14 protein-coding genes and 1 tRNA gene are annotated in these 14333 nt (G+C 60.7%); 7 read left to right on the top strand and 8 right to left on the bottom strand.

From position 1 onward, the window contains the following. Positions 1 to 57 precede the first annotated feature (57 nt). The 3 genes from HMPREF1219_RS00105 to serC form a co-directional block, all read right to left on the bottom strand. Positions 58 to 957, bottom strand: coding sequence for a DUF6928 family protein (locus HMPREF1219_RS00105; protein WP_016456952.1), 900 nt, complete (start codon positions 955 to 957; stop codon positions 58 to 60). Further along, positions 958 to 1869 carry a septation protein SepH gene (sepH, locus tag HMPREF1219_RS00110; protein WP_016456953.1) on the bottom strand — a complete coding sequence of 304 codons (912 nt, stop codon included), beginning with the start codon at positions 1867 to 1869 and terminating at the stop codon, positions 958 to 960. It lies immediately after the preceding gene. A 147-nt stretch (positions 1870 to 2016) separates the two neighbouring features. Next, positions 2017 to 3141 carry a phosphoserine transaminase gene (serC, locus tag HMPREF1219_RS00115; protein WP_016456954.1) on the bottom strand — a complete coding sequence of 375 codons (1125 nt, stop codon included), beginning with the start codon at positions 3139 to 3141 and terminating at the stop codon, positions 2017 to 2019. A gap of 539 nt (positions 3142 to 3680) precedes the next feature. Between serC and HMPREF1219_RS00120 the strand changes: the two genes are divergently transcribed. Both HMPREF1219_RS00120 and HMPREF1219_RS00125 read left to right on the top strand, forming a co-directional pair. Beyond that, the gene (locus HMPREF1219_RS00120; RefSeq protein ID WP_016456956.1) at positions 3681 to 4979 is read left to right on the top strand and encodes a citrate synthase; all 1299 of its coding nucleotides are present in this window, start codon (positions 3681 to 3683) and stop codon (positions 4977 to 4979) included. A 226-nt stretch (positions 4980 to 5205) separates the two neighbouring features. Beyond that, positions 5206 to 5574, top strand: a complete 369-nt coding sequence (locus tag HMPREF1219_RS00125) for an FKBP-type peptidyl-prolyl cis-trans isomerase (RefSeq protein WP_016456957.1) — start codon at positions 5206 to 5208, stop codon at positions 5572 to 5574. Positions 5575 to 5628: 54 nt separating this feature from the next. On the opposite strand, the gene HMPREF1219_RS00130 is transcribed toward HMPREF1219_RS00125, so the two are convergent. Then, positions 5629 to 7170: a carboxyl transferase domain-containing protein gene (locus HMPREF1219_RS00130; protein WP_040426984.1), complete on the bottom strand. Its 1542-nt coding sequence runs from the start codon at positions 7168 to 7170 to the stop codon at positions 5629 to 5631. Between the two features lie 90 nt (positions 7171 to 7260). Here HMPREF1219_RS00130 and HMPREF1219_RS00135 point away from each other — a divergent pair, with 90 nt between their 5' ends. From HMPREF1219_RS00135 to HMPREF1219_RS00145, 3 genes are all read left to right on the top strand, one after another. Beyond that, entirely contained in the window at positions 7261 to 8109 is an 849-nt protein-coding gene (locus HMPREF1219_RS00135) for an aldo/keto reductase (protein ID WP_040426985.1), read from the top strand. A gap of 3 nt (positions 8110 to 8112) precedes the next feature. Continuing rightward, entirely contained in the window at positions 8113 to 8814 is a 702-nt protein-coding gene (locus HMPREF1219_RS00140; RefSeq protein ID WP_016456960.1) for an enoyl-CoA hydratase-related protein, read from the top strand. Between the two features lie 121 nt (positions 8815 to 8935). Then, a complete protein-coding gene (locus HMPREF1219_RS00145; RefSeq protein WP_016456961.1) occupies positions 8936 to 10300 on the top strand; it encodes a cation:proton antiporter in 1365 nt (454 codons plus the stop codon). Between the two features lie 713 nt (positions 10301 to 11013). On the opposite strand, the gene HMPREF1219_RS00150 is transcribed toward HMPREF1219_RS00145, so the two are convergent. Together HMPREF1219_RS00150 and HMPREF1219_RS00155 are read right to left on the bottom strand one after the other, a co-directional pair. Next, the gene (locus tag HMPREF1219_RS00150; protein ID WP_016456962.1) at positions 11014 to 11898 is read right to left on the bottom strand and encodes a DUF1906 domain-containing protein; all 885 of its coding nucleotides are present in this window, start codon (positions 11896 to 11898) and stop codon (positions 11014 to 11016) included. A gap of 306 nt (positions 11899 to 12204) precedes the next feature. Then, positions 12205 to 12277: transfer RNA gene (locus tag HMPREF1219_RS00155), tRNA-Arg, on the bottom strand. A 131-nt stretch (positions 12278 to 12408) separates the two neighbouring features. Here HMPREF1219_RS00155 and HMPREF1219_RS00160 point away from each other — a divergent pair. Beyond that, positions 12409 to 12687, top strand: coding sequence for a cg0963 family protein (locus HMPREF1219_RS00160; protein WP_016456963.1), 279 nt, complete (start codon positions 12409 to 12411; stop codon positions 12685 to 12687). Then, entirely contained in the window at positions 12680 to 13432 is a 753-nt protein-coding gene (gene cobF, locus HMPREF1219_RS00165) for a precorrin-6A synthase (deacetylating) (RefSeq protein ID WP_016456964.1), read from the top strand. The genes HMPREF1219_RS00160 and cobF overlap by 8 nt, the downstream gene beginning before the upstream one ends. A gap of 105 nt (positions 13433 to 13537) precedes the next feature. Here the strand turns inward: cobF and HMPREF1219_RS00170 are convergent, their stop codons facing one another. Next, positions 13538 to 13801 (bottom strand): mycoredoxin, encoded by a 264-nt coding sequence (locus tag HMPREF1219_RS00170; RefSeq protein ID WP_016456965.1) that lies wholly within the window; start codon positions 13799 to 13801, stop codon positions 13538 to 13540. A gap of 11 nt (positions 13802 to 13812) precedes the next feature. Then, positions 13813 to 14325: a dihydrofolate reductase gene (locus tag HMPREF1219_RS00175; RefSeq protein WP_016456966.1), complete on the bottom strand. Its 513-nt coding sequence runs from the start codon at positions 14323 to 14325 to the stop codon at positions 13813 to 13815. Positions 14326 to 14333: the final 8 nt, after the last annotated feature.

The raw sequence follows: 14333 nt of genomic DNA on the forward strand, positions 1-14333 counted from the left end.
CGTAAAGCCTCACATGCGTAAGTACGAAACGCGCAGGGGAGACCCTGCGCGTTCTTTTTATTTCTCTTTTCGGTCCAGATGCCTTAGACGTTCTTTTGCTTCACTCAAGCGGGAGGAGGCGTAGCGGGCGAGCTTCTTACTGGTAAGCCAGCCGATGCGGGCAACGTCCTTTGCCACTTGGGCGAGCTCGGCTCCTGGTGTGTCGTCGTCGGTCCCGTCCTCGGAGTCTCCCTCGTAATCATCGTAATCGGGGTTCGTGGCCGAGAATCCCAGCTTGGTTGAGCTGGTCACCACTAATTCATCAAGCGGCGTGGGGGTCGCATGGCTCTCAATGCGGGGTTCCTTGCGCCCGTCCGTGGCAAAACCCACCACGTTGATATCAGGACCATCCGCTGTAATCGGCACGCCAAGCCAGCCGACTTCCGCACCAGCGACGAGATCCTTGGGTGCGAACGGCAAGTCGATGCCTTCCGAATCCCCAGACCAGAAGCTGTACTCAAAGGGCTCCGGAAGGCCCTTATCCTCATACACGCGAGACCGGGTAGCGCAGAAGCTGCGACGCAGCTTGTCGCCTTGAAAATGGGCGATTCCCGCGAAAGTGGATTCGCCTTGGCCCTCCGCAAAGACGTAGAGATCTGGCGCGTCCACGGAGAGCATGAGCGTGCGAGGTAACTCGCTCAACTTGGTCAGGGTATCGACGAGGGTTTGCACGACGATGACACCGGGGAAGCCACCGATGTAAAACTCGTTGTGGCCAGGAACCGTCGAGCGGTTTAAGGGGAAAGTCCCGATCGCGGTGATTGGCTTGGACGAATCGAGTTGGCTCAGATACTTTCGTCCAAATCCACGATCCGGTGACGGCTCGGCCGAAAGCACAGCTGCTGCGTTGGGAACGGACACAAACCACAGCGAGACAACAACCGGGTCAGCTGAACTCGAGACGTTCGGGGCTGTCATCTAAGAATCCTTGCCACCGTTTTTGGGCCGTGTCGCGCGAACCCCAAGGAGGACATCCTCCCAGTGAGGTGTGGCGGACTTCCGGCGACGGCGCTTGCGATGTTCGCCACCGTTGCGCGCTTGCTGCGCAGGCGGGTTCTGCAAGAGTTCGTCATCAGCGACGAGCTCGCCGGTGATGGTGTCCTCCTCGGCAGAGGAGGACTCGGGACTCTGCTCGGGCTCCGCTTCCACATCGTCGCTAACTTCCGGCTCCTCATGCCACGTCGACCGTGGCGCGATGAGATCGGTCGCCGTGGAATTCTTCGCCTCCACCATGGTGGGGCCTGTGGCCTTGACCGTGACGTACCATTCGGCGACGTACTCGGTAAACCCTGCCGTCCACGTCAGCGTGGCAATCCATGAGCCGGCGCTGTCGCGGTAGGCATCCCAGGTGGCCCGCTCCATGTCGTAATCGTGGCGGGAAAATGCCTGAGCGGCCTGTTCTCCCAGAGTGAGTGTGCCCGGGGCAGAGGGGGCCTGGAGATATCCGCCGCGCGCCAGCTCGGCCATGCGGTGGCGTTCGGTCATCACAGGGTGAGCAAACGATTCAATCCGCTCGGGAATAACCCCCATTTCCTGCGCCAGTTCCTCGATCGAGGAACCGGACCGGATCCGTTCCTGGATTTCCCTCGGGCGCAGGCTCAGTGGTGCGGAGTACGTCGTTTCCCTCGGCTTGTCCGCCGGCGGTTGAACTTGCTCTACGCGGGGAGCTTCGTCCTGTACTTTCTCTTCACCAACAAGGAGCTTGCGTAGTGCCGGAGTGACTTCCACGAAGTATTCCTCGGCGCCGCCGCCAGCCGCTGCGGTGTCGGCATTAGCAAAAACGAGCGATGATGCCGTCGATTCCTCGGGCACAAACCGTAGTTCTCGCATGGAATACACTCCTTGTCAGGCGGGGACGAACAAATAGCCTTGTACCCTCTAGCCTAACTGTTCGATCCGAAATTTACTCATACCGCAAAAACTCCGCCCCGGCAATGGAGAGTCGAAGGCCGGGGCGGAGGGTCTGTAGGGCAGGGCTTAGACGGTTTTTTCCAGCACGTAGTCGATGCACTGGGTGAGTTTGTCTACGTCGCTCGGTTCGATTGCAGGGAACATACCAATCCGCAGCTGGTTGCGCCCGAGCTTGCGGTAGGGCTCCACGTCGAGAATGCCGTTGGAGCGCAACGTTGCCGCGAGTTCGGCTGCGTCTACGGTGTCAGCAAAGTCGATGGTGCCCACAACGAGCGACCGGCCTGCCGGGTCGGACACAAACGGCGTGGCCACCTCATGTTTATCGGCCCACGTGTACAAGATGGTCGAAGACGCGGAAGTACGCTTCACCATTCCCTCAAGTCCGCCGTTCTCATTCATCCAGCGAACCTGATCGGCCAGCATAAGGAGGGTAGCGACGGCGGGAGTGTTGTAGGTTTGGTTCTTCCTCGAGTTGTCCACCGCTTTCTTCAAAGAGAGAAAAGCTGGTTGGAAACGGTCACTGGCCGCGATCTTCTCAATGCGCTCGATCGCCGCCGGGGAGAAAGCTCCCAACCACAGTCCACCATCGGAGGCGAAGCACTTCTGCGGAGAGAAGTAGTAGACATCAGTCTGAGAGATGTCCACGGGAAGTCCGCCAGCCCCGGAGGTCGCGTCAACCACGATGAGTGCATCCCCTGCGCCTTCCGGCCTCGTGACCTCAACCATCGCGCCCGTCGAGGTTTCGTTGTGGGCCCACGCCAAAATATCGCAGCCTTCCATGGCGACGGGGGACGGCACACTACCCGGTTCCGTTTCCCGGATTTCGGGGGCATCTAGCCAGGGCGCGTTCAACGAGGCGGTAGCGAACTTCTTGGAGAATTCACCAAACGCAAGGTGTCCGGACTTCTTTTCAATGAGTCCAAACGTGGCGGCATCCCAGAAAGCCGTGGCCCCACCGAGTGAGAGGAGGATCTCGTAGCCTTCGGGGAGAGAGAACAGGCTAGACAGTCCTTCACGGATGTCTCCTACGAGGTTCTTCACTGCCGGCTTGCGGTGAGATGTGCCCAGCACCGTAGTCGCGGCAGAAGTGATGGCGTTGACCTGGCCGGAACGGACCTTTGAAGGTCCGCAGCCGAACCGCCCGTCCTGGGGAAGGAGCTCGGCCGGGATCTTGAGCATGGTGTCTGTCATTTCTACTCCTCACGTGTTGCTCCGTAGCGGGAGAAAGGGTGCACCCGTACGATGACTAGAGACTATACCGCATAAATTGCGTAAAGATGCAAAATATGAGCGTTGTTTGCTGGTGAAGGCTGAGAGCGTCGCCACAAATGGGGGTGACGGAAAAGATACTTGAGGGGGTGAAAAGGGGGTAGGTGCGAAAACCGGGCTTTACGTGTTTAGGTGCGGAGTTGCTTGTAAATCTAGCGGTAGCGTGGGCTAATGGTCTGACCAGTGGGGGAATTGTTAGCGGTACGTACGTACGGTATTTGAAGTTGGCTGGTAAAATTCGGACGGTAGAGCGTTCAGTGAGTGTGAGCTTTACAAAAATAGAGAAATTCTCATAGCGCATAGTTTTTCCGCGTAGGATTAATCCCAGTGACCACGTACGTGATGGTTACGGGGCTACAGGCATATGCAGACGACGATGTGCGTGAAAGCACCACGAACGCGCGTACCGAGACAGTCTTAGCTGCTTTAATGGCGGACGACGTAGGAAGGTGTAATTACATATGGCTTCGGAAAACAAGGACAAGGTTGTACTTCAATACCCCGGTGGCGAATACGAGATGGACATCGTCCATGCCACAGAGGGTGACGACGGCATCAACATCAACAAGTTGCGCACATCCACTGGGCTTGTCACCTATGACCCGGGGTACCAGTCCACGGGCTCTACCAAATCTGCTATCACCTACATCGACGGCGAAAACGGCATTCTTCGTTACCGTGGCTACGCCATCGAGGACCTTGCTGAAAAGGCCACCTTCAACGAGGTGAGTTACCTGCTCATTCACGGCGAGCTCCCCACCCAGCACCAGCTGGAGGTGTTCAGTGACTCTATCCGTCACCACACTTTGTTGGATGAGGACTTTAAGGCGGCGTTCTCCATCTTCCCGCGCGACGCGCACCCGATGGCAATCCTCGCCTCGTCGCTGAACATTTTGTCCGCGTACTACCAGGACACTCTCGACCCCCTCAACCCGGAACACCTGGATAAGGCCACCGTTCGCCTCATGGCTAAGGTGCCGATGCTTGCGGCCTACGCACAGCGTGCCCGCAACGGTGAGCCCTACATGTACCCGGATAACTCTCTCAATGCCCGCGAGAACTTCCTCCGCATGATGTTCGGGTTCCCCACGGAGCCCTATGAGGTCGATCCCATCATGGTGAAGGCTCTCGACCAGCTGCTCATCCTTCACGCGGATCACGAGCAGAACTGTTCCACCTCTACGGTTCGTATGGTCGCCTCCTCCCACGCCAACATGTTTGTGGCTATTGCTGCAGGCATTAACGCCCTGTCTGGTCCCCTCCACGGTGGCGCCAACCAGGCTGTTTTGGCGATGCTCGAGAAGATCAAGAGGGAAGGCATCAATGCCAAGGAGTACATGGAGAAGGTGAAGAACAAAGAGGACGGTGTCAAGCTCATGGGGTTTGGGCACCGCGTGTACAAGAATTACGATCCGCGTGCGCGCATCATCAAGTCCACCGCTCACGAGCTGCTGGAGAAGCTCGGTGGGGACGATACGCTCGAACTCGCCCTCGAGCTGGAAGAAATCGCGCTCGCCGACGACTACTTCATCGAGCGCAAGTTGTACCCCAACGTCGACTTCTACACCGGCCTCATCTACCGGGCAATGGGCTTCCCGGAGGACTTCTTCACGGTGCTCTTCGCCATCGGCCGTCTGCCCGGCTGGATTGCTCAGTACCGCGAGCTGGTGGAGAATCCGAAGTCCAAGATCTACCGGCCCCGCCAGGTGTACACCGGCTACGCCAAGCGCGAGTGGATCCCACGCTCCGAGCGGAAGTAGCTCCTTTACCTCGATTTCGCTCCCTCACCAGCAGGTTTGCGCCCTCGGCGGTTGCTAATCCGGTGGTGGGAGTGGAAATCGGCGCCCACCCTCACATAGACTGGGCAACGTTCGTTGACGTTTGTCGGCGTACTTTAACGTTTATTTCTGCCCATTGTTCTTAGCAACGCATAGGCTTCCTGCCCCGGTGGGAGAGGCTGTGTAATAAAGGAGCTTGACTAGATTCATGTTGGACGAAAAACCCGTCATTGAGGCACCCGAAGGCCCCGCCCCCGAAGACATCGTCATCGAGGACATCGTCGTGGGTGACGGTGCTGAAGCCCTTGCCGGTGGTGCCGTCACAGTCCACTACGTGGGCGTTGACTTTGCTACTGGCGAAGAATTTGATTCATCGTGGGATCGCGGCAAGGCCATCACCTTCCCGCTCAACGGCCTCATCGCGGGCTGGCAGGAAGGCATCCCCGGGATGCGTGAGGGTGGGCGTCGCAAGCTCATCATCCCGCCGGAGGCAGCCTACGGTCCGGCAGGCGGAGCGCACCCGCTGGCCGGGAAGACGCTCATCTTTGTGATCGATCTCGTTGAGGTCAAGGGCTAAATAACTACAGCGAGGGTGGCGGCACGAATGCGTGCCGCCACCCTTTTAACGTCTTTACACCTGGGCGGCGAGCCGTTCGTAGTGGGCGAAGCGCTGCTCGCGGCCGACACGGTCCGGGGATTGGTGAAGCCTCCGCAGCGTGACCTCAATGGCGGCCTGGAGACGGGCGAGGAAAGCCTGTGGTTCCTCCTTGGCGTCGGGGTATTCGGGGATGATGCCGTCGATAATCCCGTCGTCGAGGAGGTTTGTGGACTTCACGCCGTGGTACTCCATCATCTCGGCGGCGTGATCGACATCCCTGTACAAGATCGCCGAGGCGCCCTCCGGGGGCAGGGGGGATAGCCATGCGTTTTGCGCGCATAGTACCCGGTCACTGGGAAGCATCGCGAGCGCACCGCCACCACAGCCTTGCCCAAGGATGATGGAAACGGTGGGCACGTCGGCGTCGACAAGCTCACCCAACGTACGGGCGATGGAACCGGACATCCCCTTCTCCTCGGCCTGCTGAGACATCTCCGCACCCGTCGTGTCAATGATGGATACAAGGGGCAGATCGAGTGCCTTGGCCAGGCTGATGCCCCGGCGTGCCATGCGAAACGCGTTTGTTCCGAGCGGTTCCGTGGATGCCCGGTCTTGTCCAATGAGCATGACTGGGCGGCCGGCGATTTGGGTGAGTGCCACCTTCACCGCATCGGAACGCCTCCCGTCGCCGGAGCCGGACAGCATAATCGTGTCGTGGGGGAGCTGGGCAAGCACGTCTCCGAGCGTGGGGCGGCTCGGGACCCGGGTGGTGAGGATCGATTCCCACGCGTCAATGCCACCCAACTCAGCGCTTGAGTACACGACCGGATCCGTCAAGCCCGTCGGGTCCGTCGTGGGCGTCGGGTCCGTCGGGTCCGTCGTCACCGTCGGGACTGTCGTGACCGTCGGGGTGAGGATATCGATGAGGGAGGCGACGGTGCGGTTGAGCTCATCGACAGGAACAACGCCATCGATAACACCCACACGCGTGAGGTTCTCCCCGGTCTGAACCCCCTCGGGCATGGGGGAGCCGGTGACAAGCTCAACAACGCGGGGGCCCAGGAACCCGAGGAGCGCGTTCGGCTCCGCAAACGTGATGTGCCCCGAGGAACCCCAGCTCGCCATCACGCCCCCGGTGGTGGGATTGCGCAGGTACACCAGGAACGGAAGCTTCGCATCCTTATGCCGGTACACCGCAGTGGTGATGGAAATCATGAGAGCAAAGGCCTTCGTCCCCTCTTGCATCCGGGTACCGCCGGACGAAGGGGAAATAATAAGCGGCAGTTTGCGCGCCGTTGCCTGGTGGATGCCGTCGATAATGCGCCGCGCCGTGGCGGCGCCAATCGAGCCGCCAAGGAACCGAAACTCACTGACAACGTACGCCACCGGCCGGCCACCGATCGTGCCCTCACCCGTAATCACGGCCTCGTCCACGCCGGAACGCTCCCGTGCGCGGGCAAGCGTTACCGCGTACTCGTCAGAAATTGCGCCGTAATCCGGCGGTGTGTCCCAGGAAATGTTGCTACCCGGGTCGAGGACAACCCGGAGGAATTCGTCAGCTGTAGTGTGTGCCATACGGCAACGGTAGTCAAAAAAGGCATTCGACATACACGGAATGTGGGTATTTTCTCCCCAGCTACCCTCACAATGGTGTTGAATGGGGATATGACTAACCCCTCTCAGCTTGTTTCGTTCAACGATGGAAACACCATTCCCCAACTCGGATTCGGCACGTGGAAGCTCTCCGGCGACGAGTGCTACAACGCGGTGCGCACCGCCATCAGCGTCGGGTACCGTCACATCGACACGGCCAAAATCTACGGCAACGAGGAACCCGTCGGCCGTGCGGTGGCAGACGCCATCGCTGCCGGGGAGGTGGACCGGGAAGACCTGTTCATCACCACCAAGCTGTGGAACGACGGACACGATCACGCCCCGGAGGAATTCGAGGCCTCCCTGGACAGGTTGGGCCTGGACTACGTGGATGCCTACCTCATCCACTGGCCGTTCCCGGCCGCCGGAAAGTACGTGAAGGCCTGGGAAGACCTCATCCGCATCCAAGGTGTTGGGCGTGTGCGCAGCATCGGGGTGGCCAACTTCTACGAGGAAACCCTCGACGATCTGGAGAATGCCACCGGAGTGATCCCGGTGATGAACCAGGTGGAGCTGCACCCTGGTTTTTCCCAAGCCTCGCTGCGGGCGTACCACGATGAAAAGGACATCGTCACCGAGGCGTGGTCGCCGCTGGGGCGGGGCGATAGCCTCACTGAGCAAACGATCGTCCAGATTGCTGAGGAGGCAGGGGCCACTCCCGCGCAGGTAGTGATCGCTTGGCACGTGGCGCTGGGCAACGTGGTCATTCCCAAGTCCGGAAACGCCAAGCGGATTGAGGAGAATTTCGTGGCCCTCGACGTGGCTCTCACCGACGCGCAGATCGATGCCATCACCGCGTTGGATGCCGACGGTGGGCGCTCGTACAACGACCCACGGCAGTGGCCAGAGCTGGAAAGCTAACCGGTGGGTGGTGCTGACGCGGAGGTCCGCGTCACCGTCGACGGGGCGCTTGCCGAGGTTGTCCTCAATCGCCCGGCCAAACGCAACGCGTTGACCACCGCCATGGTGGACACCATCACGCGGTTCGTGCGCGGGCTGCCTCAATCGGTGCGGGTGATCCTCGTCCGTGGTGCGGGCCCCGCGTTTTGTGGGGGTGCGGACCTGGCAGCTTCCGCAGCCTCGGATGATTTCCATCGGGGACTATTCGCCATGCTCGACGAGTTCGTTCACCAGCACCGCATTGTGGTGAGCTACGTTCACGGCCCCGCGGTGGGGGCGGGGATGGAGATCATGCTCGCAAGCGACCTTGTTGTGATGGAACCGCGCGCGTGGTGCGAGCTCCCGCCGGCACGGTTGGGTTTCGCTCTGGATAACTGGTCGATCCGGCGGCTGGCGGACATTGTTGGCCTGGGACACGCGCGCTCGATCCTCCTGGCATGCAAGCGGGTGACGGCGACGCGGGCGGTTGAGATTGGTTTGGCTCACGAGGTGGGGAACCTCGACGATGCCCACGCGCTGTGCGCACGGGTGGGCTCGTACCCGCCGCTGGGGATCGCGGAGCTCAAAGCGGTACTCAACGACGCTTGTTACACGCACGAGCTGTCCCCCGCGCACCAGCGGCTTTTCGACGCCGCCTGGGCCGAGGCGCGGCGCCAGCGGCGGTAGCAATTGGTGCGCGGGCTGTGAACAGGTAAAATCTCGCTATTCTACGTTTGTCAGCCTGCACCGTGCCCGATAGGAGCGTGCACCGTGGGGGAACCGATCGATGAAAGGACCATGGTGAACGATGACTGGTGAAATTGTTTCGGTCATGTGGATCATGATCGCAGGCCTTCTCAGCCCGCTACTTAGCTTCGCCACTGGAAAGCGCGTACCCGGTGTCGTGTTCATGCTCGTTTTGGGCGTGGTCATCGGCCCGCACGTGCTGGATCTCGCGCACTCGGAGGGGGCGGTGAGCCTCCTGCGTGAGCTGGGGCTCGGCATGCTCTTCCTCCTTGCCGGCTGGGAGATCGACCTCCAATCGATGCGCGGGCGCTCCGGGCGGGCAGCTATCGGCACGTGGGTGATCTCCATTACCGTGGCGTTCTTTGCCGCCTGGCTTATCTTCGATCGAACCGACATCCTGCAGGCTATCGTTTTGGCCATCGCTGTCTCCTCCACCGCGATGGGTACCCTCCTGCCGGTGGTGAAGGACAACGGCATCGCGCATCGGCCCGTGGGCAAGGCCGTCATGCAGCACGGGGCTGTGGGCGAGCTCGGTCCGATCCTCGCCATGGCGCTCCTGCTCTCCACGCGCGCGACGTGGCTGACGCTCACCATCCTGGTGCTGTTCTTTGTCGGTGCGCTGTTCATCGCGTTCGTTCCGCGTACGGTTCGGTTCTTCATGCCGTGGGTCGAACGTGCGCTTCTCGACGGTCATTCCCAGACCTCCCAGACCGTCATCCGCAGCGTCATGGTTCTCCTCACCAGTCTCATGGCGCTCGCCGCCGTGTTCGAGCTCGATATCGTCCTCGGCGCGTTTGCGGCGGGAATCATCCTCGAAGTGCTCGTGCCCAAAAAGTTCAAGGCGACCATGAATGCCCGCATCGACGCTGTGGGCTACGGGTTCCTCATCCCGATCTTCTTTGTCACCTCGGGAATGTCGATCGACCCGCTGGTCATCCCCAACTACCCGTGGGTGTTTGTGGGCATCATCGTGGTCATCCTCATCGCCCGTGGCCTCCCCATCTTCCTCTCCGAGCAGCTGCTGCCCACGCACTCGGGGATCGAAAACGTCAACGAACGCCTCCAGCTGGGCCTCTACAGCGCTACGGCCCTGCCGATCATTGTCGCGGTGACTGATATCGCCTACTCCCGCGAGCTCATCAGCTCCGATGCGGCAAACCTCCTCGTGTGCGGTGGAGCTGCAACGGTGCTGTTGTTCCCTCTGCTCGCCTCCACGTTGGAGCGGTACAACCCGCTTGCGGAAGGCGACGGCGTGCCCGAACCGAATTACACCTGGATCCGGGTTGCTGTCGCCCCGTCGGACACGCGAACGTCGGCCGAGCGCGAAAAGGATAACGGGCACCTGGAAGAGGGGGAAAAGCTCGGCGTGCTCAAGACGGATGACCAGATCGCCACGGAGCCTAAGAAGCCGAGTTCCGGCCACTGAGCGGGCTTGACCAGGGCAGCACTGCGCATCGCCTGACCTGCAACCGGTCCAAAGCACACGGTGCCGCCGACAAAGCGGCCGGTTCCCGCAGCGCGTTTTCACGTCGCGTTTTCGCGGCGCCTTCTCGCACCGAGGCAACCGAGGCAACCGAGGCAACCGGGATAGCCAGGGCAACCAAGTCGCCACAGGCACTAGTGCGCCATCTCGCCCAGCGGCATCCTGCCCGTCCCTAGGAGGCTGCAACAGCAGCGCGGCCTGTCCGGGAAACGGCACCGTCGATGCCCACCGATGACCGCAGGGGTGCCCGTCGTCGCGGTTTCGGGGGTGCGCCAAGCGCTGGTGTTAGTTCCGGGAGCCGACTGCGCGGAGCAGGTGGGCTGTCTGGGGTAGGCAGCATGTGGAACGCTGCGCCCCGTTACGGTGCCCACGCGAAGCCTCCAACAGGGGTCGGGCCGAGGCCTAGTGGCTCCTCTGCTCCCGGTCTCCGTGGGGCGGCGACAGGCACCCGCAGCATAATGCCGATGGGCGTGGGTGCGCAGAGCTCACGCAGGAAATCGCACGCCATAAAGACTGTGACTCCCGAGTTGGAGCAGGAAGCCAACATCAAAGCCATCGTCGGCGAGGCCCCGCCCATGGTTCCCGGAACCATCGGTGACTGGGCGCGGCGCTAGATGCCGGGGAAGGCGAGACTAAAGCGGGGTGGCCGCCTCAGGCTAGCTGGACAGTGCTGCCCCGCGCTGGAGAATCTGCAGGATTTCACGGGGAGTCGGTAGAGCGAAGGGGAGCTGCACGCCGGGGATCGTGATGGGCGCGTCCATGTTGATGAACCGCGACGATAGGGAAGTGTCGTTGAGTAGCCTATCTAGGCCCGGGATCAGTGGTGCCGACGAGGTTGTGTTCCACTGCCCCCAATCCCTGGAATAGACATTGTTCACGTCAACGGTCACGCCATCAATCGTCGCCGTGCGCTTAGCCGGTTGGTGGATGGTCGTGCGCGGGTGAATGCGTCCGCCGGAACCCCAGTCGTGCATCCAGAAGAATTCGCCCAAGCCATCGTTGCCGGCCCACTCGATAACGTTGTAGTTGCCGTACACGCCGAGGCGCAGGCCTGCGGCTTCCAGGGCCTGCTTGAACCCTTGCAGGTACGGGCGGATCTGACCCGCGTACTGGTCCCACGTGGGGTTGTCGTCGATAGCGACGTAGATGGGGCGCCCCTTGGGGCCACCCGCCGCCGCGTGAAGAGCAATCGCCTTGGGGGCATGCTGTACAGCCCCGGCAGCACCGGAAAGCCAGTCGGCAGTCTCAGCGCGACCGAACTGGTACACCGAGGCGACACCCAGCCCGTGGGCTGCAAAATCGGCGGTTTCTGCGCGGCCGACCGGCTTGCCCACCATCCAGTCCGCGCCGGGGCGACGCTCGGACACGTAGCGGACAGCACCGAGATGCCCGGCTGCCTTGACGCTGCCTGCCGAAGGCACGCCACCGGAATAGTCGATGACGGTGCCCACGATCGGGCCTACCGCGGAGGCTGGCTGTGCGGCTACGACAGCGCCTGCCGCTGCGAGAACGGAAGCTTTTAAGAAACTGCGACGATCCATAGCTGTAACAATAGCAACATTTGTCACACTGGTACACAGTTAAAGGAAGTGAAAACGCCGGTAAGTGGAAAATTTTGGGGTGCTCCAGGGGAGGAAGCACTCTTGGGAAAGGCCGTCGATGAGCTGGGCGATTGGGGAGGAAATCGCATGACGATTCCCTTCATTCTCACCGGCTCTCAACGTTCCTGCTGGCTGTATGCATGCCGGATCCGGGGTGGGGCAGGAGCCGGTTTTGAGGGTTGAGAATGTATATAAAAACACCCCGTAACCAGCGTAAAAGGTAGGAAACGAGGTGAAAATCGAAAGTGCCCCAGAGAGGATTCGAACCTCCGACACCCGCTTTAGGAGAGCGGTGCTCTATCCCCTGAGCTACTGGGGCAAGGGGTAACGGATAACAGGGTACAACATCTCTTACGGGGGGGAAAATTGCCCCACGGCCAAGAATTATCGCGGGAATAAATATAGGCTGGAGGGTAACCATAACCGACTTTGCCAAAGGGTGGCGCGAACATGACTGAAAAGAAAAATCCCACGTTTACCGATGTCAATCGGCGTGACTTCATCTGCGAGCAGATCGAAAAGGATGGGGTTCTCGTCCTCGCCGTCGACCGCATCAAAGAAGATGGTGAACGCAAGCGTGTCATGCTGCTGAACAAGTTCGACGCAAAGAAGTTGTCCGCAGCGTGCGAGCTGTACCTCCAGACCATTTTCTCCGCTGCCTTTGCAAAGGACAGCTCGTCCCTCTCCCCGGAAGAGATGCTGCAGCTCTTCGGACCGGCGGATGACTAAACCCCGCGTTTACATCATCGGGATCGGTGCGGGAAACCCCAAACACCTCACCGTCCAGGCCATCGAGGCGATGCGTGAAGCGGATGCCGTCATGGCCATGGACAAGGGGGATAAGAAGGCCGACCTCCTGCAGCTGCGGAAGTTTTTCCTGGAAAAATACGCCCCTGATACACCCCTCATCACCGTCACCGACCCGGAAAGAGACCGCAACCCCGCCGATTACAAGGCCGAGGTGGAGCGGTGGCACCAGGCCCGCGCCGATAAGCTCAAGGCGGCAATGCCGTCGGGCACCGTCGCGTTTTTGGTGTGGGGAGACCCCAATCTCTACGATTCGACCCTCCGCATCATCGAGCGGATGAGGATCTCAGATATTGAGGTGATCCCCGGAATCACCTCAATCCAGGCGCTGACGGCCACGTTCGGCCTGGTCCTGAACAAGATCGGTGGCCCCATCACCATAACCACAGGCCGGCAACTGGAAAACTCGTCCGCACTGGATCCGACGGAGAACACCGTCGTCATGCTCGATGGGCACGCGGCATGGCAGGCCCACGTGACGGATAACACCTACATCTGGTGGGGCGCCTACCTCGGCACCGAGAACGAAGTGCTCCGCGAGGGCTTTGTCAAAGACATCGGAGACGAGCTTGCACAGCTGAAAGCGGATCTGCGGCTAAAGCACGGCTGGATCATGGATATCTACCTGCTCCGAGAAGTTGACCGCGCGGATGTCCTCATGCCGTAGGAGTTCGAAACAACAAGTGATCCCCTTGTTCCACCCACCTTTATATGGTGTGGAACAAGGGGATCATGGCGTGGGGAGGAGGTTCCGGCAGCGTTATCCGGTGCGCTAGGCCTCCTCGCCCTCGAGCTCGCGGAGCTTTTGTCGCACGGCGCTTGCCGGCGGGTTCGTCTGAGTGGAGCCGTCGGAGTAGTGGACCGTGGGCACAACCCGGTTGCCGTCGTTGACGGATTCAACGAATTGGGCGGCGCTCTCGTCCTCCTCCACATTCACTGCCGTGTACGGTGTCTCGGTCCTGTCCAGAGCTTTGAGCAACTTGGCGCAGTAGGGGCACCAGTCAGTCATATAAATCGTCGCATGCTGTGTACTCATGGTTCCCCAGCCTAGTCATCGGTGGCGGTTCGCGTGTACCGCACGAAACGGTAGGTCGCGGGCTGCCCGCTATGGGTGACCGTCCCTTTTGCGGAACGCTGCCACGGGGTTTCCGCAGCCACAGTGAACTGCGGCAGTGACGCGAGATCCGGTACTGTCACCGGCGACGTGTACACGCCGGTAAGGCGGGTGCGAACATAGGTAACCAGCACCTCATCCAGCTGGGGGAGAAGCTTGTTATAGAGCGAACCGCCGCCGATCAGCCAGCCGGAAAAAGCCTCAGGAACCTCGTGGATGACGCTCGCACCGCGTGACCATTCGCCCGGTTCGCGGGAAGATAAAACAAGGTTGTCCCGCCCCGGCAGGGCTCGGGAGCCGATCGATTCCCACGTCTTGCGTCCCATGAGGATGTCTTCCCCCATGGTCGATTTTTTAAAGTGCGCCAGGTCTTCCGGAAGATGCCACGGCATTCCAGAGCCATCTCCGATGATTCCGTCGAGGGACTGTGCCCAGATAGCCTTCATCAGTCTGA

The organism is Corynebacterium pyruviciproducens ATCC BAA-1742 (assembly GCF_000411375.1).
In the GTDB taxonomy this organism is placed as follows: domain Bacteria; phylum Actinomycetota; class Actinomycetes; order Mycobacteriales; family Mycobacteriaceae; genus Corynebacterium; species Corynebacterium pyruviciproducens.